Raw genomic sequence first — 24,572 nt, 5'->3', positions numbered from 1 at the left:
TTGTTGTATAGCGTGTCTTTTTTTTTATTTCGTTTTGTTCGGTAATACTTATCAGAACCCGTTTGATAGTCACCCTTCGACTACGCTCAGGGTGACTGTCAGACTGAGCGTAGTCGAAGTCTGATTAGGTCTTCTGAATCCTTTGTCATTCCTCGCAGAGCGAGGAATCTTATTCATGTATAGTGGACACCGGTGAAACGAATTCTATCTAAATCTCATTTTTCGTCGCACAAATCGCGCAACGAGAAGCAAAAGTATGGTAAGCCGAAAGGCTATTTTATAAGACAGCGAATTCGTATTGGTTTGGGCATCCAGTGGCGTTTTGTTAAAATCATGCCTTCTGTATTTCACCAGTTTGGCGGGGCAGAATATCGGGTTAGTATAAAGTTCCGCATTTAGCCCGATCCATAAATCGTGCATGGCAATCTTTTTAGGGAAGGGGAGAACAATCGGTAGCAAATCTTTATGAATAGCCATACAACAACCCATATAGGAGTTTTTTGTGAGGTTCTTAAAAAAGCCCTTTTGCGAGTTATAGATTTCGAATATTGACGGAGCAAGTTCTTTGCCCTGTTGGTTTATTACCACTCCGTCTGAAATTACCAGTTTACATGTTGCCAGTTCTTTTACCAAAATTTCTACTTTATCAGGCATCCATATATCATCCTGGTCGGCTAAAAATATGTAATCGCCCGTGGCCTGTTTTAGAGCAAATTCGAGGTTGAATATCGGACTTGAAAACTGTTGATTTTCGAATAACCTTATTTTGGGATTATTATACGACCGAATAATTTCAAGCGTTTGATCGGTTGATGAATCATCTGAAATAATAATCTCATCAACAGCCCGGGTCTGGTTCAGAATGGAATCGAGCTGTTCTTTTATGTAGTGCCCGCCGTTATAAGTTGGTATACAAACCGAAATAACCATTTTGTCAGAGGAGTTTAGCTAGCGATATGCGCAGTTTGTAATAGAAAAGTTTAATGAGTGAATATTCGTTCGACAAACATTTCATCATTTGATAGCTTTCCTTATTTCTTTTTATAGTGAGCGAAAAACTGGCCATACGCGATAACAGGTAAGTGTTTTTGATGGCCTCAGCACCTACTTTATTTTTTTTGTGTTGCCGGTATAGTAAGCCCGGCTTTTTTAGGTAATCAATTACTCCTGATTCGGCAACTTTCAATATAATCCACCAGTCGTGCATCCGGGCCTGTTCAGGGAAGGGCAGAACCAGTGATTTCACTTTTTTGTTCAATATAAAAGTGCAGCCCGGTGCCGGATTGTTAATCAAAAGTTTGTAACAGTTGTATACGTTCTCGGGATTAACTTTCGAATAGCTCCAGAACGATGAATTAATTGTATTTAAGTGTTCATCCACTACTTCCAGATCGCTAAAAACCAATGCCGCTTTATCCGGGTTTTTCTGCTCCAGTTGCTGAATACAAGCTAACGATTCTTCTATTTTATGGGGTAACCATACATCATCCTGATCGCAAAACATGATGTATTCAGCAGAACTGTATTCCATCAGTTTTTCAAAACTTCGCATTGGCCCCAGGTTTTTTATCTTCTCATCAAGGTTGATTATTTTTTTCGGATGGGTTTCCCTAAAATGCTTTAACATGGAAAGGGTTTCATCTGTTGAACCATCATCTCTGACAATTAATCGCCAATCAGTAAATGTTTGGCTTTGCAGCGATTGAAGCAAATCCGGGATATAAGCCTGACCGTTAAAAGTTGATAATAATATATCGACCAAGGTTGTTCTGTTTAATATGTACTATAACAACTTCTTTTTTAAATAAGAAGCCCCACGTAATTCAACAACTTTATAGGTAAAGAAACTATAAAGAATTATCAATGTAACCGAAATTATGAATATTAAAATCAGATGAAAGTTGGTTTTGCTTAATCCTAAAAAAGTAACAATTCCCTCAGGAACCAAAATCAGAATGATAAAATGATTTAGATAGATGGAATAGGATATATCACCCAGAAATTTCAAGGGTTTTGATTCAAGTAACTTACTAAGAACACCATCTGTTTTCAGAAAAGTTAATACTGAAAATCCAAAAAACAGAGGAATTATTGTATAGCTAACTATATTTTTACTTAGACCCGTTACGTTAAATGATATAAATAGTAGGAACAAGAATAGTATTGGCAGAATAAACTCAAGTGAGTTGTTTATTTTGAATTTTTTTAATGAAAACAACCACACAAAATACCCGATATTAAATGAAATAAAACCTCTCAGAAAACTTAAATCGCCTTTAATTTCGAATAACCAACCATTTATAATCAGGAATACTGCACTGAGTATTATTATAGTCATTAAAAAAGGTCTGGTATATTTTTTTGGGATGAATACCATTGAAAAACCAAAGATAATATATGAAATCATTTCGGCTGAAATTGACCAGGAAGGAGGATTCATTCCAAAAGTATTTCCAAGAATAGGAGTGGAATTGGTAAAAGCTATGGTATCCAAATATTTTTTAAATAGTGCATAGAATGGTTCGACAGTTGAAATATACGTTGGTAAGAAATAATTGAAAAAAAGATCGGTCAGAAAAAAAGCCGTTGTTGAGAAAAGAAGAAGAGGATAGAGCCGGATAAAACGTTTTTTGATATAAGTAATAAATTCCCCTATTGTTTTTATAGTGTTGTAATTATAAGAAATTACAAAGCCGGATAATACAAAAAAGAAATCTACAGCGAGATAAGACTCACGAATGAAAAAGTTGTTGTATAGGTATGATGGCAGAAAATCTTCTTTATAGTGAAAAAGAATAATCATCAAACAGAAAATGCCTCGTAATCCATCTAACTTTGTAATTCTCATGTATTACTAATGTTTGCTAAAATTGTTTAACTCCATTTACAACAATCCTGTTTTCGCTATTCGTTACCATAAACGACCTGGAAAAGACATATACCAGTACCATCATACCTGTAGAACTGAATAAAAAAGGATTTGTACCGGCGATAAAAAGATAGGCTATATAGGCAACTGAAACCGAACTAAAATTTTTATCCCTTATATCTTTTATGATTGGGAGTATTAAAATCAAAATAAATATGAAAGTGATTGGCAGCCCCCATACTCTGATTGTCTCCAGATAGGTAAGCTCCGTTACTGTTGTAAGCTTGTTGAATCCTGACGAATAAAAAGCTCCTCCAAAACCTTGTCCAAAAAATAATTGTAAGCCATTTTTTGAAAAATAATCCAAATAGGATTCAAAATGCCCCAGTTTTACGGAGTTGGATATTTCGCTCTTATCAAAAAGAATGGTAAGAATAGTTGAAACCTCGTATATAAATACCAGAGAAAGTACTAACGACAATAAAATAAAAGCAGGCTTTGATTTTTTAAAAGTCCATAAACAGACATAGAACAGGATAATAAAAAGAAGCGATACCAGGTTTGCTCTTGTACCTGAAAGGAATAATGTCACAATTATGGCAGTTAATATAAAATAGTGTATAAAACGGGCCTTACTGGTTTTATCCATCAATATGCGTTGAAGGAAATAAGCCAGTGGAAATACGAGCAAAGGAGATGTTCTGAAGTAGATCATTAGCATCGTGATTGGTCCATATTTTCTTAAACCAAAAACTGCAATGTTTTTATCAATTACCAAATATTTTGTAAGAACCAGATACATCGAAGGTTGTAAAATAAAAAAACAATATATACCCAGCGTAATTACTATTATTAATAGTGTTGATCGATTTATAACTTTAGTTAAATCAAAACCTGTATCATATATTATAAATATCAACAGGAAAAAGAAAAATGAATTAAAATATACAATAGCTTGTAGGTCTGTATTTTGTAAGAAGTTATTAATGAGCCCCATTGACAAAGCATAAAAAGGCATAAAAAACGAAACAAACAGTATGATATAGATAAGCCGCCTTGGAGGTAGTTCTAAACGCTCAAAAAGTTTCCCTGAACCCCAAATTAAAATTACCAGTCCAAATAATACGTATTTTAAATGCAAAACCCGATTATTCGGATCAATGATTGCATCCACAAACAACAATACTATAAATAGATTTAGTAATGTTGAATAATACTTTTTGTAATTATGAATTAGAGTATGAATCAATTTAGAAACTTGAAAATTGCACGAATAGGTCGAAGCAAAAGTACACCCAGTTTATACTCGCGTGATTGAGTAATTAGTTCATATTCAAAAGATTCCTGGGGATCCAGTAAATGTTGAGAATAAATGTCCTGGTGATTCAAATAAATTTGATGCCTCAGTTTACGCAAATGTTCTCTACGTGAGAGTACGGAAGCATTTCTTGAATTTCTTTTAATGCGATAAAAAAAGCCGGTGTCATTTAAGGTATGTACAGCACCTCCGTTTTTTAGCAATGTTATCCAAAAATCCCAATCCTCAAAACCTTCTCTCATATTTGGGTTGTATCCCTTTGTTTGGTCAAAATCTGACCTTCGGAAAATGGCTGAAACCACTATAAAGTTTCTTGCCAGCAGCTTCTCCAACGAATAGGTTTCAACAGGTAAAATACCTTTTTTTGCCCCAAACAGTGTGACTTTACAATTTACCACTTTAATTTCATCGTTCTTTTCCAGAATTTCAACAGCCTGCTGAATAAAATCTGCACCAATTTTATCGTCTGCATCCAAAGGTAAAATGTACTTACCTGTCGATTTATTAATTCCCAGGTTACGGGCAGCGGAAACGCCCTGGTTTTTTGTTTCCAGTACTTTTATCCGGGGGTGCGAAATCCCGCGTATTGTTTTGTTGGTTTGCGCGTCTGTACTTCCATCGTTTACTATAACAATTTCGTAATTATCATAGCTTTGTGAATGAACACTTGCGAGACATTCAGTAAGATATTTCCCTTGATTGTAACAAGGAACGATAATTGAAATTAACGGGGAGATCTGCATTGGCGAATTGGTATAATGTTGGTCGTTTTTTTAGTTTGCTAATAAGCTTGTCTTATGGTTTAATTAAAGTATCAGAATCGGTAGGAAACACCAAATTGTGTATGCAGGTTAAATGTGTTGTTGGGGTGTGTCCAGTAATCGGCCTGTACTTCGGCCCAAGTGGGCTCGTAAAGCCATTGATAGTTTCTGCTGCTAACCAGCTTTATTTTTCCAAATACCAAAAAGTTTTTATAATCCCAGTTGGCAAAAACCGAGGTGCTTAAATCCACCCAGTTGGCCCGGAAATCTTTAATGGATTCGTACCAGAAATTATTATTGTGTACATAACGATCGAATTCAATACCTACTTGTTTAATTTCTCTGTTCCAACTAATTTCAAGAGTTTGGGTGTTGCTCCCGGGGTCAATTCCTGCACCCACTAATTGTCCTTTATGGGTATAACCATGTTTAACCTGATGATGGTAATACCAGGCGTTAGCTAAAGGATTTGTATAGTCACGGTTTCTATTCAACGTTGTCTGACTTAAAGCCATTTGGGTAATTTCTCCCCGTACCTGGAAATAACGATCTCCTTTAAAGCCCAGTAATTTATGTGCTCCAAGAATATAAGCGGAAGTATGCGTTGGTTCCAACAAAAAGTCGCGCATGTCCCAGGAATGGTCTTCGCGGCCATATTCAAAATAAATTTCGGCATTCGATTCAGGGAAAAGCCATCTGGCAAAAAGCGAAATAAGTTGATCCTGTCGCTGACTGTCTACCTCTTCATTGGAACCGCCAGAACTTTTGGAAAGCAAACTAAGTACCGGCAGATAATCAGAAAATCCTGAGCCCATATCTTCCGAGTAGATTTGAAAACTTCGTGTAAAGCCCAAAAACAAACCCGGTACCCAGCGGGGTTGATAGCTTAAAACCATCGCATTTAAATAACGCCAGTCATCCGGCAATCCTTCGGTATATCCCGATTCTTCCAGTTTTCCTGCAATAAGCCGTCCTTCGAACGAACCAATCGGTGTTTTTACGGGGTGTACTGTATTTAAAGTGAGATGTAAAAAACCTGATGCTGAGTTAGTCATGAGCAGGGAGTTTTTATAACCCGGTCCCCACCAAAGGTTTTCATTCGACAGCCCAATGGAGATGGGCTTGTAGCTTAAGCGAACACTACTCTGACCTAACAGAAACTTGGTGTAATGAAAACCACCGATACGTTCCGGTAGATCAATTGTCCCTTTTGAGTTGGGAAATTGTAGATTCAAAGTGGTTTTATAGCCGGAAGGAAAACCATCGTATAATTTATTGTGGGCATAAACCAATTCCGGATTAAAGGTTATACTCAGCAGGCTGTATTTAAAATAGAATCCCAGGTCGGCGCGTATTTGTGCTCCCCGTGCCGGAATCATCGAACCATCGTTAATGCCCTCCGGATGATGGCTGTTGTATTGGTTCAGTATACTCGCGGGAAGCAGGGTGAATTTCCCCCTTCCTTTGTGAAAGGTAAAGGTGCTGTTAAAGTTGGTAAGGCTGGAATTTTCCAATGTATTTTCAGGATCGAAAATATTATCAGTATCCAGTGCTTCCGAAAACAAAGGCCGGGAGGTGAAAGATAAGGTCGGATTCACATTGCCCAGCAACTGCTGACGACGGTAATAATCGTTCAGGTTTTGTTTATTTAGGGATAAGGACTGCGCCCAACTACTCTCCGCGCCAATAAAGAATAGCAGGGAGAAGAAAAGTAAGTGTTTATATTTTGTGTACATGATATGAGATACTTGATGTTTGATACTGGATTCCGGATTCTGGATACTGGATCTTGGATGCTGGATCTTGGATACTTGATACAAAGAATTGTAAAACTGATAAATTGTAAAATTGTAGTTCTTAACTTTCTATCTTATTCGCTGTGAAACTCTGTGATTTCTCGGAGTAACTCTGTGGTGAAATCTTTTAGATCTTTTTTGCCTTTGTACTTGATACTAGATTCTGGATACTTGTAACTTGTAACTCGTGGCTAGTGGCTAGTGGCTAGTGGCTAGTGGCTAGTGACTAGTGGCTAGTGACTAGTGACTCGTAGCTTGCAACTCTTTTGTTCTGATACTAGAAACGATACATAATTCCCAACTTACCATGGAAATTAAACACATCTTCGCCACGACTGTTATCCCAGTATTCGTTCCAGTTAAAGTCATACTCCCATTGATAGTTTTTGGCACCTACAAATTTTAAATTCAGTGAAAACAACAGATTCTTATAATCCCAACTTCCGTTTAATCCGGCTGCCAGATCGACCCAGTGCATTCGTATATCTTTTATGATTTCATTGTGAAAATCTTCGTTGTGGGCATACCGTTCCAGATGAAGTCCAATCCCTTTCAAACCTTTGTTCCAGCCCACATTTAAACTCATTAAGTTACTACCCGGTCCGATTCCGGCACCCAGCAGTTGCCCCTGGTGGGTATAACCCTGCCGGACACCAACGCCGGTGTACCAGGTTTTGCTGCCCTGCTGGTAAACACCCTGGGGGCCTCTTAATACTGAGGTTGGATTTTTTGCCAAATGAGTGATTTCCATGCCCACCTGAATAACCTGATCCTCAGAAGGGAGATCAATTAGTTTTCTGAACCCATAGTTAAAGGCCCTTGAATGTTCCAGCTCCACAATAAAATCTCTTCCGACCCAATGATTGTCGGCCAGTCCATATTCCGCATATATTTCAACATGTGCTTTGGGCCAGACATAACGCATAAAAAACGAATAGTATGCGTCTCTTTTCTGGTAGTTACTCAATTCACCTTCTTTGGTATCTCCCGCTTGTTTTTCTATTCCTTTTTGGCTGAAAGGACTAAAAACGGGCAAATAGGCATTGAAGGAGTCGTCCATATCGATCTTATACATCTGGAAACTACGGATTAAGCCCAGATGAAGGCCTTTTACCCACCTGGGGCTGTAATTCAGGATCATGCCGTTAAAATATCGATCGTCTTGCCTTTTGGGCGAATAAAAGCCAATGCCGTTGTGGTCTTTTACCTCGGTATTGGGAGGCGGGTATCCCGAAGCTTTAAGATTCCCAATTATAATTTGTCCTTCAAAGGAACCAAGAGGTGTCTGAATCGGACGGGTGGTATTTAAAGTATAATGACGAAAACCGGGCGCTGTATTAGTCATTAACAAGCTATTGCGTCTGCCGGGGCCCCACCAGAGGTTTTCATTGGAAAGGCCCAGTGATATGGATTTATAATTAATACGAACACTGCTTTGTCCCCAGTTGAATTGGTTGTAGGCATCTTCGCCAAAACGCTCCGGTTGGTCGATATAGTTTAAGGTATTAAAATAATATTGGGCCCACCTTAAAGTAGCCAGCTCCGGGTTTTCCCGGGTTAATGGAAAACCATCATAATCCGGATTGGAGGCATAGGCATATTCAGGTTGTATTTTTACAGAAAGCGAAGGAAGATCATCGCTCAAAGCAACATTAAAATAGAGGCCACCGCTAACGAAGGTCTGATAACCTTTGGCCGGAATCATAGTTCCATCATTCCAGTCTTCAGGATGGTGCGAATTGTATTGATTGGTCCAAACCAATGGAAGCAGCTGCAGCGAGAGATCTGAAGGCAAACGTTTTTCCAGTAGCTCATTAACATCCCGTTCGAAAAAACTTTCCGCGGTTTCGGTTGGGCGATACGAATCGTTTACATCAAAAGCCTCGGTAGGAAAGAGAGGATAGGAGACAAAAGAATAATTCGGCTCGATATTACCCAAAAGTTGTTCTCTTCGGTAATAATCTTCCAGCTGATCGAAGTTGCTTGACAGGGCCTGGGCACCAACCTGCTCTGTAACAAGAAGGATTAAAGCCACAAATAAATAATATTTCCAGGTCATATACTTTTTTTTCTTGTTTTTGATGGGAGTGTAGTTCTATTAAAAAACCATCGCCCTAACGGACGATGCTGCAACATGTCGGGGCTTTGCCCCTATGTTTTTACCAACCTCTCGTCCCTTCCGGGACTTTTTTCTGAAAGTCCAATTACAATTTGTAGCAAAATGTGGTTCAAAATTTATTGACTCACCCTGATTGTGGCTTCGACACAATCGTTCCTCTCTTCAGGAGAAGAGAGGGAATGAGGGAGAGTTTGCTGAAATTTGCATTACTTTCATCCCTGTTGGTGATTCACCGGAATCATGAATGTTTTATAAGAAATTGTCTGTCCTTACACTACTGTACCCTACCTTTTCTCTTGCTTAAAACAGCCGGTATCCAGCCTTTTGTTTTGGCAAAGACAAAAGCTTCTTCGATTAAAGGGTTTTTAAATATCCAGGCTTGTATACTAAAATACACCAATGCCGACAGCGGAACAGCAATTAAGAGGCAGATTATCTCATTCTCAGCAACTGTACGCACACCATAGGTAATGGGAATAAAAAGTAAACACGACAGAAAAGCTTTCGACAGCATTCCCCAAACCAGTTTAAATTTTATGTATTTATACGCAAAATAGCCCGCGATTCCGGTTACAACAATTTCGCTTACGACTGTAGCAACAGCTGCTCCTTTGTCCTTAAAGCTGCCAATGAGCAGGAGGTTTAAAACAATGCTAACAACCATACCGACAATGGTTGCCCAAAGGTATTTTCGTTCGAAGCCGGCAGGTATTAACAGTTGAAATCCAAAAATATGGGCAATCCCTATGATCAGTGCCAAAGGTGCACTTATTTTCATGGTCAGTGCTGCGTTGGCAAATTCCGGTCCCGAAATGGAAATAATAAACTCTTTGGCAAAAAGAAAAAGTCCAAAACTAACAGGCACACCCAGTAAGCAGGTAAAAGCAAAAGATTGGTTAATCAATTTATTGACCTGAATTTTGTCCCTGCTTTCAAGGCTTTGTGTAATACGGGGTATTAATACGGTACCCAGGGCTATCAACACCGGAATGGTAATTTTATTGATCTTTACGGCTGCAGTATACAATCCCACGGCCGTATCGTCGGACAGAAAACCCAGCAACAAGGTATCGATGACCGAATAAATGCTAATGGATACCGAAGTGCCCAGTAAGGTTAGCAATGCCGGAATATGACGTTTGAGTTCCAGGGCTTTGAAATGAAAAGAGATAATATTTCTGATCCCCCATAAATTCCATAAGTGATTGGCTAAAATTGAAAATATTACCACGGCAAAATAGACCAGCAAATCTTCCTTTGTTTTTACAAATACAAACAGCGCCACTAAGGAAAGTGCTTTTATGCTAATGGAGCGCATGGATAAAAAGCGAAATTGCTCCATGCCGTTGTAATACCAGTCGAGGTTGGAGAAGGCACTGATAACAATTAAACCTCCCAATAGATAGAGTTGCAGATCATCGTGAAACCAGGGAACTAAAAACAGAATTCCCAGGTATACCAAAAGCAAAAGAAACGAACTGATACCGTTTAGAAACAGCAGTTCTGAAACTGTTTTGCTTATTTGTGTTTCGTCGTGACGGATTTTTGCAATTTCACGTACGCCGTAAATGGGTATTCCAATGGCTGCCAGTAAAACAAAGTACTGGGCAAATACCAGAATAAACTGAATCTTTCCAAAAGCCTCTGGACCCAATACACGTGAAGCATACGAAAAGCTGATAAAGGGAAACAATAAGTTGCTCAAAAGAAGCAAACTATTGTGAAATAGATTCCTTTTTATGGATGTTGTTTTTTTCAAAACTTAGTAATGGGCAGGAAAAGTGCTTACTGTAATTGTTTTTGCTACCTTAAATTCATTTGCTGGTCATGTAGCAAAAACCACGCGAAAGGATTCGCGCGGTAGCGGTGACTCTTTTAATCAGTTCAGGAAACCTTTCTTTTCTTTTTGGAAGGTTTTAAGGCTTCCAATGTTGATTTTAGTTTGAGTTTATAATCCAGCTCATGCAGTATTCGTTTGTTGGTTTTCCATCGTTGAGGATCATAAAACCATCCCCATTTATTAAAATAGCGAATGGTATTCACCATGTGAATCATCATCATTCGGGCACTCTTGTAGGAGTGGCGGTGGTGATAATGGGTGATCGATACTTTTGGGTAATAAATGGTTTCATAGTGTTCATGAATTCTTCGCGAAAGATCAAAGTCTTCGGCATAAAGGAAGAAGCGTTCATCGAACAGTCCCACCTTTTTTAAGGCTTCTGTTCTGAAAAACATAAAACATCCCGAAAGGCAAGGGGCTTCAATGGTTGTATTGTACCCGTTAAAAGCCAGCTGATATCTTTTCCGTTTTTCCTTTAATATGTTTTCGGGTAAAAAGAGCCGGATAATCAGGTTCGACGGTGTAGGTAATAGCTTGGCAAGGTATTGCACTTCGCCTCTAAGGTTTAATACCTTTGGGAGAAGTAAACCCGTTTTTGGATGTTTTTTAAAGTAAGCAATGATTTTTGGGATAACTCCCGGAGCGAAGAAAATGTCGGTATTTAAAGCCAGGTGATATTCTGATTGATTCAAAATTTTCCGGATGGCAATATTGTGTGCAGCTCCATACCCCAGGTTTTTCCCCACAAAAATATATTCAATCTTACGGTTGCGAATAACATTTTTTAAACGGTCATCAGGCGAATTATCCACAATTATAATCTTCGAAAAGATGTCTTCCTGTAACAGGGAATGACATACTTTCTCCAATTCCGCCATTGATGTTTTATATAGTACAATACTGGCTGTAATCATCATCTTCAGTTTTGTTTCGCGTTCACAAATCGTTCCACTTCTTAATGGCCTCCTCCTTTTAACACCACCAGCATTCCTTTTGCAATTACGCCCAGGTCGGTAAACAAAAGTTTTAATGCCGAATAGTGAAGATAACGGTGTATATATTCGTATTCGTAGACGGGGTTGCCAAATTCCGGAGTACCTTTACGAATGTGTCCATAGCCCAACAAACCACCCCTAACCAATTTTCGGGTTACATTACCCTGCGCCAAATCTCTCTCGTAATGGTGAACCGCCAGGGGGCGGGGCCCCACAAACGACATATCGCCTTTTAGGATAAGAAAGAACTGTGGCAGCTCATCAATATAAAATTTTTTTACAAAACGACCTAAAAATGTTCGGGCTTCCGGCATCCATTCATTCTGATAGGCATGCCAGTCGCCTTTGGCCTGTAGTTCTTTATCGATGTATTTTTCTTTTATCAGCCTGATTTTCCACTTCTTAAACTTCTTTCCACGGCTTACACCATAGTAGTAAAAAAACAGCGGCCCTTTGTTTTCTCTAATTATTAAACCTTCTATCCAGTTAGCCACTACTAAAAGCAAGAATACTGGTAAAGACAGTAAAACGAAAATAGAAGCCAGCAATTTATCAAAGCATAGTTTTGGGAAGGGAACTTTTAAGGGCTTCCTTAACTCAAAAATTTCTTTATACCGCAGTTTTATCTCTTCGGTTGGTGGTTGATAGGGAAAAGCTCCTTTTGGTTCGTTTATCGTATTCATGTTTTGTCTATTCCTTTTTATTATGCCGCATTTTTATAGGCATGCCGGCCAAACACCGTTTGCCAGATAATTTTCATATCCCAGGCAAATCTCCAGTTTTCAATGTATTCCATATCGGCTTTCACCCGGTTTTCCATGGCTGATAACTTTTTTGTTTCTCCACGTAATCCTTTTACCTGGGCCCAACCTGTTATTCCCGGTTTTACATAGTGCCTGACCAGGTAATTATCGATGAGCGACGAATATTCTTCGGTATGTTTTAACATATGGGGTCGTGGCCCTACAACTGACATCTGCCCTGATAATACATTCAAAAACTGCGGCAATTCGTCGATATTGGTACGGCGCATTAAACGACCTAATCTGGTAATACGGTCGTCGTTGGCTGTTGCCTGTTTGTCGTTGGCCTCGTTGTTAACCTTCATGCTTCTGAATTTTAAACACTTAAAGGTTTTGTTGTTTATTCCCGTACGCTCCTGAACAAAAAATACCGGACCTCTGGAATCGAGTTTAATAAGCAGGGCAATAATGGGGAATAACCAGGAGAAAAGAAAGATGCATAGCGTTAATGAAAATACCAGATCGAAAATTCTTTTCTGTACCCTTAAACCTACACTGTCGAGTGGAATTTCCTGTGGATTTATTACCACCATATTTCCTATCGATTCGGTGTTAAAACGATTCCGGAACCAAAGTTGGTTGGTTGGGATAAAGTTTAAGCGCACTCCTTTACGGTTACATATTTTTAGTACTTCCTTACCCTTTTTTTCAGCGTTGCCTCCGTTAAAAAACGAGATGGTATAGTATATAATATTAATATCGTGTTTATCGATCAGTTCTTCCAGATCGTCGGGATGCCCAAGGTATTCTTCCTCAATATTTTCTTTTGAGCTTATAAAACCTGAAAAGCTGTACCCTAAACCGGGATTGCTGGTAATAATTTGTTGCAGCAACAAGCCGGTATCGTTATGGCCGATTATAGCAGCATGTAAGGTATTGAAACGTTTTCCGCGTTTAAATTTTAAATAGCGGTATATCAGCCAGTAGGCTACAATTTTAAGGAAATAAAACAACAGGGCATATTTCCAAAAGAATAACTGGGAAAGATGAAAGGGGACAAACAAAAGGTTGAAACTTGCAGCCACTATTATAAAAACCACCTGGCGTTTGCTAATTCGCCATATCCGGTTAGCAAAACTATCGCGGAGGAAAAGATTCCTTTTGGTAAATGCGAGGTAGCTGATTACCCAGGCTAGGTTACCATGCAAAATATAGGTGCTCATCAGCCGGATATCACGCAGCGAGATATCTAAATCGATCCAGGCTACGAAGCCCAGGGACAGGTTTAGTAAAAACAAATCAAAGGCCAGGTAAGTATATAGAAGCTCGGTTTCGCGGGATTTCATCGTTTAATTATCAATTCTGTCTGTTTGTTTTAATCATCTGCATAGCCAACGAAAATAGAAAAAAATATTTGGGCTGCGGTTGACATTAATCAAGTTTTACTTTGTGAATTTATGTCCTGTGTTTTGTTGCCGATTCTAACTGATTACAGGATTAAGAGTTAGCGATAAATTATATAATATTTTCTGTTTATTAACAGGTGACTCTTTTTTTCTTGGTTGTGCAGAACTGCTTTTTTTTCTCTGACTTTGTCCCTGAAGCGAAATTTTCAGAGCGGGATTATACTCCTTTTAGCCTTATTGGCTATGGCGCGATTGGAAATCCGCGCCAGTGGTGGGAACTTTTATCCACGAATTGCACGGATTACACCGATTAGAATTTATAATCTCGTAGAGGTTTAATATTTGTGGCCTCCAGACGCTCGCTAGCTCAGTCGGGACAGGCCGGGGTTTAAACCGGGGTAAATGAGAAGCATTTAAACGCGGCGCAATCAGTTGGTTGATCTGGCTTGTTGGCCCCCTTTGTCTGACCACCCACATTCCTTATCCGTCAAGAGCCGGACGAGCTGCTGACATTTCCCCCATAGGGGGAAGAATAAGGAATATTTTATTTAATCGCGGCAATGTTGTATTGCGTTTATTGTTTATCAAATTGTCGTTGCAAACGAGGGAGAGTGGAGATTGCTTCTCCCGATAAATCGGGATCGCAATGACGATGTTCGGAGTATCATCAGGCGGCGCGAAATATATTATGCTTCATGGCTATTTTTTGTGCGCCACCGAGGTTAATAATTATACGTGTCCTAGCGAGGAGTAAAGCAACGACGCAATCAATTTTAAAATTATTTATCAGGCTAAATGATTCGCACAGTAGTGAGGAGTATACATTTCTTTATTAGTCTATTACCAATTTTTCTATTTATCAATAATAATTCTAAATTACAATTTTTACCAAACATAAATTTGGTAAAATAAACCTATGTTTCTTAACTTAAGGGAAATATTACTGATGTAAACCGCCGGCTCGTCTTTTTCCCACCCTTTTGCAACGACATCCGGTTAGGCTAAAGAGGCCGGCGGAGCATTAGCAATATATTACTAAATTTTATTCTATTATGTCTTATTCAGAAGATTTCGAATTATGGGAAGAAAGAATTGTAAATGTACCATTAAACGAAACTAAAACTCCAACAGAACCGGTTAAAGACTATGTTGCCAGTGTTGAAACACTTGCTAAAGATGCTGACGAAGACCGGGAAGCTCTTACCTCTGCCGGCATGGACGAACAACTGATTGATGATCTTATTCCGCTTAGCGGCGCATTACGTTATTGCCAGGCCAACTGGATGAGTGTTTACGAGGCACAGGAAGAAGCCACCCTTTTGTGGCGTGAACAAGCTCCTCTTGCCTTTGAGTTCCGTGATGAGCTGCTTCATGATTTTTCTTTTGCATATCGTGATCACCCCGACATTCTAAAAAAAGTGATGCGCATCCGTGAAGGCGGTAGTAAAGCCGATATGGTACAGGATCTACTTGAATTGGCTGTGCTGGGGGCAAAGTATCCTGAGCCCTTGAACCTGATTCATTTTGAGCTAAGTAAATTGGACAACTCACGTACCCTTTCACGGAGTATGGCCGAATTACTGGCAACAGCAAATGGTGAAGCCGATGAAGGCAATGAAACCAAAGTGTTGCGCGACAAGGCCTTTACTTTGTTATTTGAAAAAGACAGCACCATTCGTGAGTATGGTCGTTATGTTTTCTGGAAAAATGATGACAAAAGATCGAGGTATTTCAGGTAGAATGGTGTAAAACCTTTAATTCATTAGCCCCGTGGCAGTTTAATGGCTCCTACGGGGTTTTTTATGCAAAATTGGAAATCCAGGCCTCCAATTGGCAATCTAAAGCCATCCAACGGCAGTTTAATGTATAAATTGGCAGTCTAAAGCCATTTTTTTGCCATCTAATCCCAACTTTTGGCCATTTAAAGCACCAAATAGCAATTTAAAGCTTTCCATCGGCAAATTAAAGCGTACATTAGCAAGCTAGCACTTCTTTTGGCATTTTGACTTACCTCATCAGGCAGACCAGGCTTCCTCGTGGCTTTTATCTACCCATTGACTGCTTGTAGCTGTTTTTATACACTAATTGCACAAATTACCCCAATTGGATGGTAATGGTTTGTTCTAACTACTTATATACGTTTTCTCCCGAGAATGAGGCATAGTCAAAATCCTTGATATCCTTTAAGAATGGATGTTGCGTATCTTTTTCTGATAACTGAATGGCTGCTTCCGGTATTTGCCAGTCGATGCCGATGGCCGGATCGTTCCAAAGAATTCCTCCGTCGAATTCCGGCGCGTAATAATTGTCGCATTTGTAGCTAAAAAGCGCTGTTGGGCTAAGCACGGCAAAACCATGGGCAAAACCACGCGGAATCCAAAGCTGTCGTTTGTTTTCTGCCGACAGCTTCACGGCAACATGTTGCCCGTAAGTGGGTGAATTCAACCGGATATCTACGGCAACATCCAATACTTCCCCCTGCAGCACACGAACCAGTTTGCCCTGGGTATGTGGCGGACGTTGGAAATGTAATCCGCGTAATACTCCATATTGAGAAAAAGATTCGTTGTCTTGTACAAAGTTCACCTTCCCGATATGGTCTTCGATTACTTTTTGCCGGAAGGACTCCATAAAATAGCCTCTGCTGTCACCAAAGACTTTGGGTTCGAAAATGAGTACTTCGGGTATTGTTGTTTTTATTACTTGCATGTTTTATTTTTTTACGACTGGACGAGATTACGACTGGACGACTGCACGATAACACGACTTTACGACTGCAAGAGTGTGTGTACTATAATGTCCATTTGTTTGGATTGTTGCTCATGTTGATAAGCATGGCGATGATGTGTTCGTATTTATCGTATAAGTCATTGTGGGTTTTCTGATCGATATAAGCAAATGCCAGGGCGAGATCCAGCCAAACCTGGGTTTCACCTGCTTCGGTTTCGCAATCATTAATTTTTGAGATAAAACTTTTGGGATACCTCCTTCTTCGCCACATTTCTGCTAGGTTCGCACATACCGATCTGGAACTTCTTCGTATTTGATCTGTTAAAGAGTACTTTTCTTCAGGTGGAAATGATTTTGTAATTTCCTGAATCTGCAAGGTAGCTTCAAAGGCAAGCTGATAGACTTTTAGGTCTTTGTGGCTAGTTATTTTTTGCATCTTTCTTTATTACGACAACACGGTCTTACGAATGGGCGATTGCACGACTGGACGATAACACGACTTTACGGCTGCACGACCTTTAAGACTTTACGACTGCACGACTCGTGTCATCGTGAGTTCGTAACGGTCGTGAGTTCGTGACCATCGTTCTAGTTTTTTACCAAACTCAACAAATATTGCCCATACTGGTTTTTAGCCAAATTTTCACCTTGAGCCATTAACTGTTCTTTGGTGATCCAACCACGTTGGTAGGCGATTTCTTCCAGACAGGCAACTTTTAATCCGGTACGTTTTTCAATGGTTTCTATGAAGGAGCTGGCCTCCATCAGCGATTCATGCGTGCCGGTATCAAGCCAGGCATAACCGCGGTCCATCAATTCAACTTTTAACTCTTGTTGATCGAGGTATTCCTGGTTAACCGTTGTAATCTCCAGTTCACCCCGTGCTGAAGGTTTAATGGTTTCAGCTACCTGAATCACAGAGTTGGGATAGAAGTACAGGCCAACCACTGCAAAATTCGATTTTGGATTTTCGGGTTTTTCTTCAATGGTGGTAACATTTCCTTTATCATCAAACGTACAAACACCGTAGCGTTCCGGATCATGGACATGGTAGCCAAAAACCGATGCTTTTCCTTCGTTGTCTACACCGGTAACGGCATGTTGCAGCAATTTGGAAAATCCATGGCCGTAAAAAATATTATCACCCAGTACCAGGCAAACACTATCATCGCCAATAAATTCTTTTCCCAGAATAAAAGCCTGCGCCAGTCCATCGGGTGAAGGTTGAATGGTGTATTGTAAATTTACACCCCACTGACTGCCATCGCCCAGTAGTTTTATAAAGTTACTTTGGTCATCAGGCGTCGTGATGATCAGAATATCTTTAATGCCTGCCAGCATTAATACCGACAGCGGGTAATAGATCATGGGTTTATCATACACCGGAAGTAACTGTTTTGACGTTCCCAGCGTAATGGGGTGAAGTCGTGAACCGGAACCTCCGGCTAGTATTATTCCTTTCATAATATAGACTTTAGTATTGAGATGTGAGTTGATTTGGAATACGAACGTATCTCCTCCTTTTTGAGGAGGAGGGGACCAGCACAGCTGGTGAGGTGGTCAAATTGAATATATAAAACACCACCCCGTCAGCGTTGGCAAACCATCATTCCAAAATTATATTTAGTTACGCTGCCACCCCTCCTCGAAAAGGAGGGGAAATTCACAGTTTATTTATCGTTCCTGGTATTGGGCTTCGTAATATTTTAGATACTCACCTGAAGTGACATTATTCATCCATTCCTCATTTGATAAATACCAGTCAATGGTCTTTTCAATGCCTTCTTCGAATTGCAGTGAAGGTTCCCAGCCGAGTTCGTTTTTAATTTTTGTGGCATCGATGGCGTATCGAAGGTCATGGCCGGCGCGGTCTTTTACATAGGTGATCAGTTTTTCTGATGTTCCTGCTTCGCGGCCCAGTTTTTCATCCATTTTTTTGCAGATCACTTTTATCAGGTCGATGTTGGTCCACTCGTTAAAGCCACCTATGTTATAGGTTTCTCCAATTTCTCCTTTGTGAAAGATTAGTTCTATGGCACGGGCATGATCCACCACCCATAACCAGTCGCGCACGTTTTCGCCTTTTCCATAGACTGGTAGCGGCTTGTTGTTGCGGATATTATTGATAAAAAGCGGAATCAGTTTTTCGGGGAACTGGAACGAACCGTAGTTGTTCGAACAGTTGGAAATGACCGTTGGTAAACCAAAGGTATCGTTGTAGGCCCGTACAAAATGATCAGAACTGGCTTTTGATGCGGAGTAGGGGCTATGCGGATCGTAGTTTGTTGTCTCAGTGAATTGTCCTTCTTTGCCCAATGATCCATACACTTCATCCGTGGAGATGTGGTAAAAACGTTTGCCCTTCCTATTGTCTTTCCAGATATGTTTAGCTGCATTCAGCAGGTTTACCGTCCCGATTACATTGGTAAATACAAACTCTGTAGGATTGGCTATGGAACGGTCAACATGCGATTCAGCTGCCAAATGGATTACACCATCGAACTGCTCGGTTTCAAAAAGGTTTTGTATAAAAGCAGCATCTACAATATCGCCTTTAACAAAACGGTAATTGGATTTGTCTTCCACATCTTCCAGGTTGGCCAGGTTCCCGGCATAGGTAAGCTTATCGAGGTTAACGATTTCTATGTTGGGGTATTTGTTTACAAATAAACGGACTACATGAGAACCGATGAATCCGGCACCACCTGTTATAAGTATTTTTTGCATTATTCTTTTCTTTCGAGGTTTTATATTAATGTAGTTTAAAAAAAGAAAGCACTAATCCTTGGTCTTATTTTATTACTACTAGTATAATCTGTAGTCCAGAAATTAACTACAAGTGTTTTTAGTATACAGTTCTGTCCTATTTAAGTTTTGGAATTGGAACCTTGAAGGAAACAGTCGACTAAAAAAAATACAGGAAAGTAAAATGCAGCCTTGAGATAACGTATTCTGGTATGTTTCTCTTTATACATACGATATAAAAATCGAATATTCATATTATCTATCCATCTAGGATAGAAGTTGATAATATTATTGGAGGTTTGATGTAAAAACCCCCCACAGGTAAACCCTATTCCAGAAAATCCTTTATTCTTCATATTCAACAAGAATTGTTCCTGTCTGATAGCTCCCATACCCACAATAACAAAATCTGGTTTTATTTTCAGAATATTTTCAATTTCTTCGTTTATTTCCTCATCCGAGGAGAAATATCCGTTACGAATACCAATAATGTTTAATTTGGGATAATGTATGGTCAGAATTTGCTGCGCTTTCTCGATCTCTTCTTGTTTGGACCCGACTAAATATATCGATTTATTTGCTTCAATTGCATATGTAAATAATATAGGTGCAACTGAGGTCATATCAAAACTATAACGTTTTACCTTTTTTTTATGGATAATTCGAATAAAAGAAGTGAGGAGGGAGCCATCTGCAAATATACCGTCAAAATTTGCGTATAATCCCCTATTTTTTCTGGCATCCAGATAAGAGACTGGATTCAAAAAGGTGTATATAGTTCCACTATCCTGTGTAAGACTATTCACATCAGCAATACCTGTGTCGATTATTTTTTTTACTAGAAAATCCATTAATTATATTCAGTAACATTATTAATTAATTCGAGATATTTTGAGATCATTTTATTATAGGTAAAATTATTTTCAAATATCTCTCGACTGGATTTTGCCATTCTATCATATTCTTGTTCGGAAACATTTTCTAAGGAATTCAGAATATCAATTAGATTTTCCCAACTTTTCGCACAAAATGCATTTATTTTAGGTATTCCAATTTCTAGACAACCTCCAACGTCATTAACGATCAGAGGTTTATAGCACATTGTTCCTTCGATCAAAGTAATTGGAAGACCTTCTTTTTCTGAAAATAACATGACATAATCATAGTTCTTTAACATTGATAAAACATCGTCATGAAAACCTAGAGCATTAAATTGAGTAGAATCTTTTGTGATTTGTTTAAGGTCTTCAAATAATGGACCATTTCCAATAAAGTCAATATGTACAGTTTTGGAGATTTTTCTTTTGAAACGTTCGACTATTTTGACTTGATTTTTAAGAGAATCTACCCGTGCAATATATGCAATATGAATAAGTCCATCTTTTTTTCTCTCAATATTTTTATTTGTCCACTCGTCAACTATCCCATTATGGATTTTAAATATGTTTTTTCTTGGAAATTTGAAGTAATTTACAAGGTTTTGCGTGATCTTATCTGAAATTGATACTACATGTTGAGGATAAAATGAAATCAATCTCAAAGATTCATATGTGCTATGTTGAATATGAATCTGTTTTATATTTAAATTAAAAAATTTGTTTAATAAAACACATTTTGAGGATGTCATTCGTTCATGAGTAAGCACAACGGAGTTTTTTAATTCTAATATGCTTTTGATGTGTTTATATTCATGTTCAGGTAATGGTATATATTTGGAAAAAACCTTGTATGGTAGAAAACCTGCTATCCTAGCAGTAAAATGTTCTTTAATCCCATTATGAATGTCAACAAGAACTTTTTGTACTCCGGAAACTTCGTGAAGCTTATAAATCAGTGAATATACTGTTTTCATTTAGACAAGCTATTTTTTATAAAACTAATTGACTCATTGCGCAAGTCCTCCAAAATTGCAGTCACTTTTTTATAATCGATTTTTTTTTGAAGTAAATCGGTTACTTTTTCGATATCGTCGGAATACGAACATATTCTATCTTCTAATCCAACCAAGCACAATAATGATCTAATGCGGGTAACCAGTTTTGGATCTCCTACATATACAATGAAATTTTTTTTATATAATAAACTTAAAACCGTTCCGTGAAAAGAATCAGTAAGAATATATGAGGAGCTTGCTATACTTATTATCCAATCTGGTAGTTTCTCTGGATATGAACACTTAATATTTTTTAATCTACGGATTGATCCGACAGATCTTAATGGCAGATTCAGTTTATCCCCAACTTCTTGAGCTTTATTATAAAAACGAGGATCATTTACAATTTTATATAGAAGAATATTATTTTGAAATGATTTAATTTCCCCTGTTAGTTCTTCATAGTTGTGGTGAAGGAGAACTGGGTCTAAAACCTGAGTTGCTTCAATATTAAAAACAGAAGCACATAATTCGACCCCACTTTTTTCTCTAACGCCTATATTACTAAATCTTTTCAACAAAACTTTTATTTTTTCTGTTGATAGATTATTTTTTGATTCCCATTCTCCTTTCCCAAAGCTTGAGGCATATGCTATCCTTTTAATATTTTTATCTCCAAAATCTAGAAAGTAGGCTTCTGCCAATTTGCCAGATATATCTGTATTCCAGACCTGGTCGCTCCCTACAATGTATGCATCTGCTACGGGGGGATTTTTCCTTAAATCGGACAAGTCAAGATACTTTTGCGTAATCTTTTTGAAATACTTCTTTCGAAATGAATTAAACTGTAAATGCTTTTTGAATAAAAGAATTTTTTTAAGAAAAGGATTTGGCTGGTCTATTCGTAAATCTATAATTTCTACATCATTTCCTAAATCTTCAAGAATTTTATATGTAGCATAAGCCTGTAGAGTCGCTCCATAATTATCAGCTGAATGATATGTAATTAATGCAATCTTCATTTTTAATTTTTTTTAGAGCAACTATATATTGTTTTATAAAGACCTAACTTATCCAGAAATAGCTTGAATTGATGCTTCAAGTATACTTGAATTTCCGTTGATAATCCTGTGTCTATTTCGCGATATCCACCATCAAAAGATGGTCTCCTGTATCCTAGTAACTTGTATAATCTCATTCTTGCAGCTTGTCTCGTTTTTTTACTTTTAAGGTTAAACCGTTGTGATAACTTTACTTCCTCTATAGACATTTGATCTAATACAACGTGATTTTTTTCATTCATATTTTGTAATAAAGCAGTACCACGCGCAGAACGAGTAAGGACAACGGACCATGGATATTGATCTTCCTCGTAACGAGGAATCCAAGCATCTCCACAAGAAATATCGGCTAGCTCGCCTGTAGCATCTGCACATAAATGACACCTTAACATCTTACTTTGTCCTGTAAAACCAACATATTTCGGGTATGGGGTTTCTGCAACTTGTCCATCATTTGATATAAACCGAAGGCTTCCTGGTTGACCGCCGCCTCTGAATCGAAAATCTTTTAAATTCTTATAATCCACTTTATGAACTTTAGCCAGTTTTTTAATATTAGTATAGGACTTAAATCCTCCACAAAAATTTGCGATAGTAAATTCAATCTTTGAACTAAAGCAAGCAGGCTGATTTTCTTCTATACTTCGTATGCCAGCGATCACACATGGAGTGGCAACTATCGCAACTCTCCCTTTATATTGTTTTAGTTCATTAATTAAATGTGCATAGTTAACAGGGCAATACTTTGATCCTTGTGCTGCGAATATTTCTTCTATATTGGAAGTAAGGAATGTTTTCGTGGAAACTCCCGAAGTTGTGCAGACAAATTTTGTCACAGAAACCTTATCAACTATTTTTTCTTGTAATAAATACAGGAGCAATGAAGTTATAATCCCACCAGATGAGGCATCTCGTAAGATAGATCTATCTGTGCTTCTTACTGCTGAGATTGAATGGATATAACCTAAATCTATATCATACTGTTTTGAATCAGGAAAGAGCTTTTTCCCCGACTCAAGAATGTTATATCCTTTTCCTGGACAAATTTTATTTGCAATTGAATCATTTGAAATACTTGTGATTGAAGGAATATAGCAATCATTTTTCTTACTAAATTTAATATTGCCTGTTTGCGTTTCTACAGAACACAGTCCACAGCCGATACATAGCTTTGAGTTTACCACTCTTCTTACAGATAACATTTCTATTTTTTTGTTTTTAGCATGGTTCTGAAATAAGTTCGATATCTATCAATAATCGATTTTGTTGAATAATTCTGAGAAATAAATTGATTAGTTTGTTTACACAATAAGCCATAGTCATCTGTCGTCATATTAAGGCAATCTATAAGAACAGCAGATAAACTCTCTACTGATTCGGAGTTAAAAGAGAATCCATTAATCCCATCATGAACAAACTCTTTAAATTGTTGAATATTCGATGTTACCACAGGCATATTGTAATTAAAAGCCACAGTAATTGCACCGCTTTGAGCCAAATCCTGATAAGGTAAAACAAGAAATTTATGTGAGTTGAATAGTGTTGGTATCTCATGGTCATTAATATATCCAATCTTTAAATCAAACAAGAAAGGATATTTGATTAATCTCTGATACTTATCCCAATCCTTACAAGTTCCCGCAATTGTAACTTTAAACAGTTTATTGGTTTGTTCATAAACTAACTGAACAGCCTTAATCAATAAATCAATTCTTTTATAATCACGAATGTGGCCAAAGGATAAAAAATGTAACTTATCTCTTAGTAAGTGATTAGAAGATTTTCCATAGTCTTTCAGGGCTAGGGGAGCATATAAAATATTCCTACCATTTACTCTTGATTCCAAAACATTTTTCTGATTCTCTGAAAAAACATGGAAATTTTTGAATCTTCGTAAGAGAAAGGACATGTTGAGTTTGGCTAAATTCTCATATCGCGCACCTTTCGGGGTATTAACATTGTGGGTGGCAAAGATTATATTGCTTTTATCGAAAACTATATCTGCCAGAAGATAGGGAAATACGTAGGAACTTATATTTGCATAAATTATATCTGCACTTTCTCTTTTAACTTGCTTATAAAGATTTAAGATTTCAAAGAATGATAAAGGAGAATACCATTTCTTATAAAGTTTATAAAAGTGAACTTTTATATTTTTAGTTTTACATGCATCTTTAATCTTCTTCACGTCGATTGGAAATGAATCGAGCAAAATGTACCAATCAATTTCGAAATTGTTCCCTATCGAGGGAACAATAGGATAGTCAACATCTAAAAAATAGTCAGCTGTAATCCATACAATTTTTATTTTCATAA

Annotated in this window: 21 protein-coding genes; 1 reads left to right on the top strand and 20 read right to left on the bottom strand. The window is 38.0% G+C overall.

The window, feature by feature from the left end:
• Positions 1-204: 204 nt before the first annotated feature.
• The 11 genes from LH29_RS12000 to LH29_RS11950 all read right to left on the bottom strand — a co-directional run bounded on the left by LH29_RS12000 (position 205) and on the right by LH29_RS11950 (position 13,787).
• Entirely contained in the window at positions 205-930 is a 726-nt protein-coding gene (locus tag LH29_RS12000) for a glycosyltransferase family 2 protein (RefSeq protein WP_045030001.1), read from the bottom strand.
• Positions 931-934: 4 nt separating this feature from the next.
• Positions 935-1,762, bottom strand: coding sequence for a glycosyltransferase family 2 protein (locus tag LH29_RS11995; protein ID WP_045029998.1), 828 nt, complete (start codon positions 1,760-1,762; stop codon positions 935-937).
• 21 nt (positions 1,763-1,783) lie between these two features.
• Positions 1,784-2,848, bottom strand: coding sequence for an acyltransferase family protein (locus tag LH29_RS11990; protein WP_045029995.1), 1,065 nt, complete (start codon positions 2,846-2,848; stop codon positions 1,784-1,786).
• Positions 2,849-2,864: 16 nt separating this feature from the next.
• A complete protein-coding gene (locus LH29_RS24625; protein ID WP_157493676.1) occupies positions 2,865-3,584 on the bottom strand; it encodes a hypothetical protein in 720 nt (239 codons plus the stop codon).
• 530 nt (positions 3,585-4,114) lie between these two features.
• A complete protein-coding gene (locus LH29_RS11980; RefSeq protein ID WP_045029991.1) occupies positions 4,115-4,930 on the bottom strand; it encodes a glycosyltransferase family 2 protein in 816 nt (271 codons plus the stop codon).
• A 71-nt stretch (positions 4,931-5,001) separates the two neighbouring features.
• Entirely contained in the window at positions 5,002-6,684 is a 1,683-nt protein-coding gene (locus LH29_RS11975; RefSeq protein ID WP_082063624.1) for a capsule assembly Wzi family protein, read from the bottom strand.
• Between the two features lie 337 nt (positions 6,685-7,021).
• Positions 7,022-8,803, bottom strand: coding sequence for a capsule assembly Wzi family protein (locus tag LH29_RS11970; protein WP_045029988.1), 1,782 nt, complete (start codon positions 8,801-8,803; stop codon positions 7,022-7,024).
• Positions 8,804-9,137: 334 nt separating this feature from the next.
• The gene (locus tag LH29_RS11965) at positions 9,138-10,622 is read right to left on the bottom strand and encodes a flippase (RefSeq protein ID WP_082063618.1); all 1,485 of its coding nucleotides are present in this window, start codon (positions 10,620-10,622) and stop codon (positions 9,138-9,140) included.
• Between the two features lie 125 nt (positions 10,623-10,747).
• The gene (locus LH29_RS11960; RefSeq protein WP_045029983.1) at positions 10,748-11,620 is read right to left on the bottom strand and encodes a glycosyltransferase family 2 protein; all 873 of its coding nucleotides are present in this window, start codon (positions 11,618-11,620) and stop codon (positions 10,748-10,750) included.
• Positions 11,621-11,658: 38 nt separating this feature from the next.
• Positions 11,659-12,381: a sugar transferase gene (locus LH29_RS11955; RefSeq protein WP_045029980.1), complete on the bottom strand. Its 723-nt coding sequence runs from the start codon at positions 12,379-12,381 to the stop codon at positions 11,659-11,661.
• A gap of 20 nt (positions 12,382-12,401) precedes the next feature.
• Positions 12,402-13,787, bottom strand: a complete 1,386-nt coding sequence (locus LH29_RS11950) for an exopolysaccharide biosynthesis polyprenyl glycosylphosphotransferase (protein ID WP_045029978.1) — start codon at positions 13,785-13,787, stop codon at positions 12,402-12,404.
• A 1,112-nt stretch (positions 13,788-14,899) separates the two neighbouring features.
• Between LH29_RS11950 and LH29_RS11945 the strand changes: the two genes are divergently transcribed.
• Positions 14,900-15,586 (top strand): hypothetical protein, encoded by a 687-nt coding sequence (locus LH29_RS11945; protein ID WP_045029976.1) that lies wholly within the window; start codon positions 14,900-14,902, stop codon positions 15,584-15,586.
• A gap of 388 nt (positions 15,587-15,974) precedes the next feature.
• Here LH29_RS11945 and rfbC read toward each other — a convergent pair whose 3' ends face one another.
• The 9 genes from rfbC to LH29_RS11900 form a co-directional block, all read right to left on the bottom strand.
• The gene (rfbC, locus tag LH29_RS11940; RefSeq protein WP_045029974.1) at positions 15,975-16,556 is read right to left on the bottom strand and encodes a dTDP-4-dehydrorhamnose 3,5-epimerase; all 582 of its coding nucleotides are present in this window, start codon (positions 16,554-16,556) and stop codon (positions 15,975-15,977) included.
• A gap of 82 nt (positions 16,557-16,638) precedes the next feature.
• Positions 16,639-17,013 (bottom strand): four helix bundle protein, encoded by a 375-nt coding sequence (locus LH29_RS11935; RefSeq protein ID WP_045029972.1) that lies wholly within the window; start codon positions 17,011-17,013, stop codon positions 16,639-16,641.
• 152 nt (positions 17,014-17,165) lie between these two features.
• Positions 17,166-18,041: a glucose-1-phosphate thymidylyltransferase RfbA gene (gene rfbA / locus LH29_RS11930; protein ID WP_045029969.1), complete on the bottom strand. Its 876-nt coding sequence runs from the start codon at positions 18,039-18,041 to the stop codon at positions 17,166-17,168.
• A gap of 210 nt (positions 18,042-18,251) precedes the next feature.
• Positions 18,252-19,304 (bottom strand): dTDP-glucose 4,6-dehydratase, encoded by a 1,053-nt coding sequence (rfbB, locus tag LH29_RS11925; RefSeq protein WP_045029966.1) that lies wholly within the window; start codon positions 19,302-19,304, stop codon positions 18,252-18,254.
• Between the two features lie 140 nt (positions 19,305-19,444).
• The gene (locus LH29_RS11920) at positions 19,445-20,173 is read right to left on the bottom strand and encodes a WecB/TagA/CpsF family glycosyltransferase (RefSeq protein ID WP_052670842.1); all 729 of its coding nucleotides are present in this window, start codon (positions 20,171-20,173) and stop codon (positions 19,445-19,447) included.
• On the bottom strand, positions 20,173-21,174 hold the full coding sequence (locus tag LH29_RS11915) for a glycosyltransferase (protein WP_045029963.1): 1,002 nt from the start codon (positions 21,172-21,174) through the stop codon (positions 20,173-20,175). The genes LH29_RS11920 and LH29_RS11915 overlap by 1 nt, the downstream gene beginning before the upstream one ends.
• Positions 21,171-22,217 carry a polysaccharide pyruvyl transferase family protein gene (locus tag LH29_RS11910; RefSeq protein ID WP_045029960.1) on the bottom strand — a complete coding sequence of 349 codons (1,047 nt, stop codon included), beginning with the start codon at positions 22,215-22,217 and terminating at the stop codon, positions 21,171-21,173. Before LH29_RS11910 ends, LH29_RS11915 begins: the two co-directional genes overlap by 4 nt.
• A 2-nt stretch (positions 22,218-22,219) precedes the next feature.
• Entirely contained in the window at positions 22,220-23,458 is a 1,239-nt protein-coding gene (locus tag LH29_RS11905; RefSeq protein WP_045029958.1) for a Coenzyme F420 hydrogenase/dehydrogenase, beta subunit C-terminal domain, read from the bottom strand.
• Between the two features lie 2 nt (positions 23,459-23,460).
• Positions 23,461-24,570 (bottom strand): glycosyltransferase family 4 protein, encoded by a 1,110-nt coding sequence (locus tag LH29_RS11900; RefSeq protein ID WP_045029955.1) that lies wholly within the window; start codon positions 24,568-24,570, stop codon positions 23,461-23,463.
• Between the last annotated feature and the right edge of the window lie 2 nt (positions 24,571-24,572).

It is taken from the genome of Draconibacterium sediminis (assembly GCF_000949475.1).
GTDB lineage: Bacteria > Bacteroidota > Bacteroidia > Bacteroidales > Prolixibacteraceae > Draconibacterium > Draconibacterium sediminis.
The sequence above is the reverse complement of the archived record's forward strand: the minus strand, read 5'-3'. Positions and strand labels throughout refer to the sequence as shown.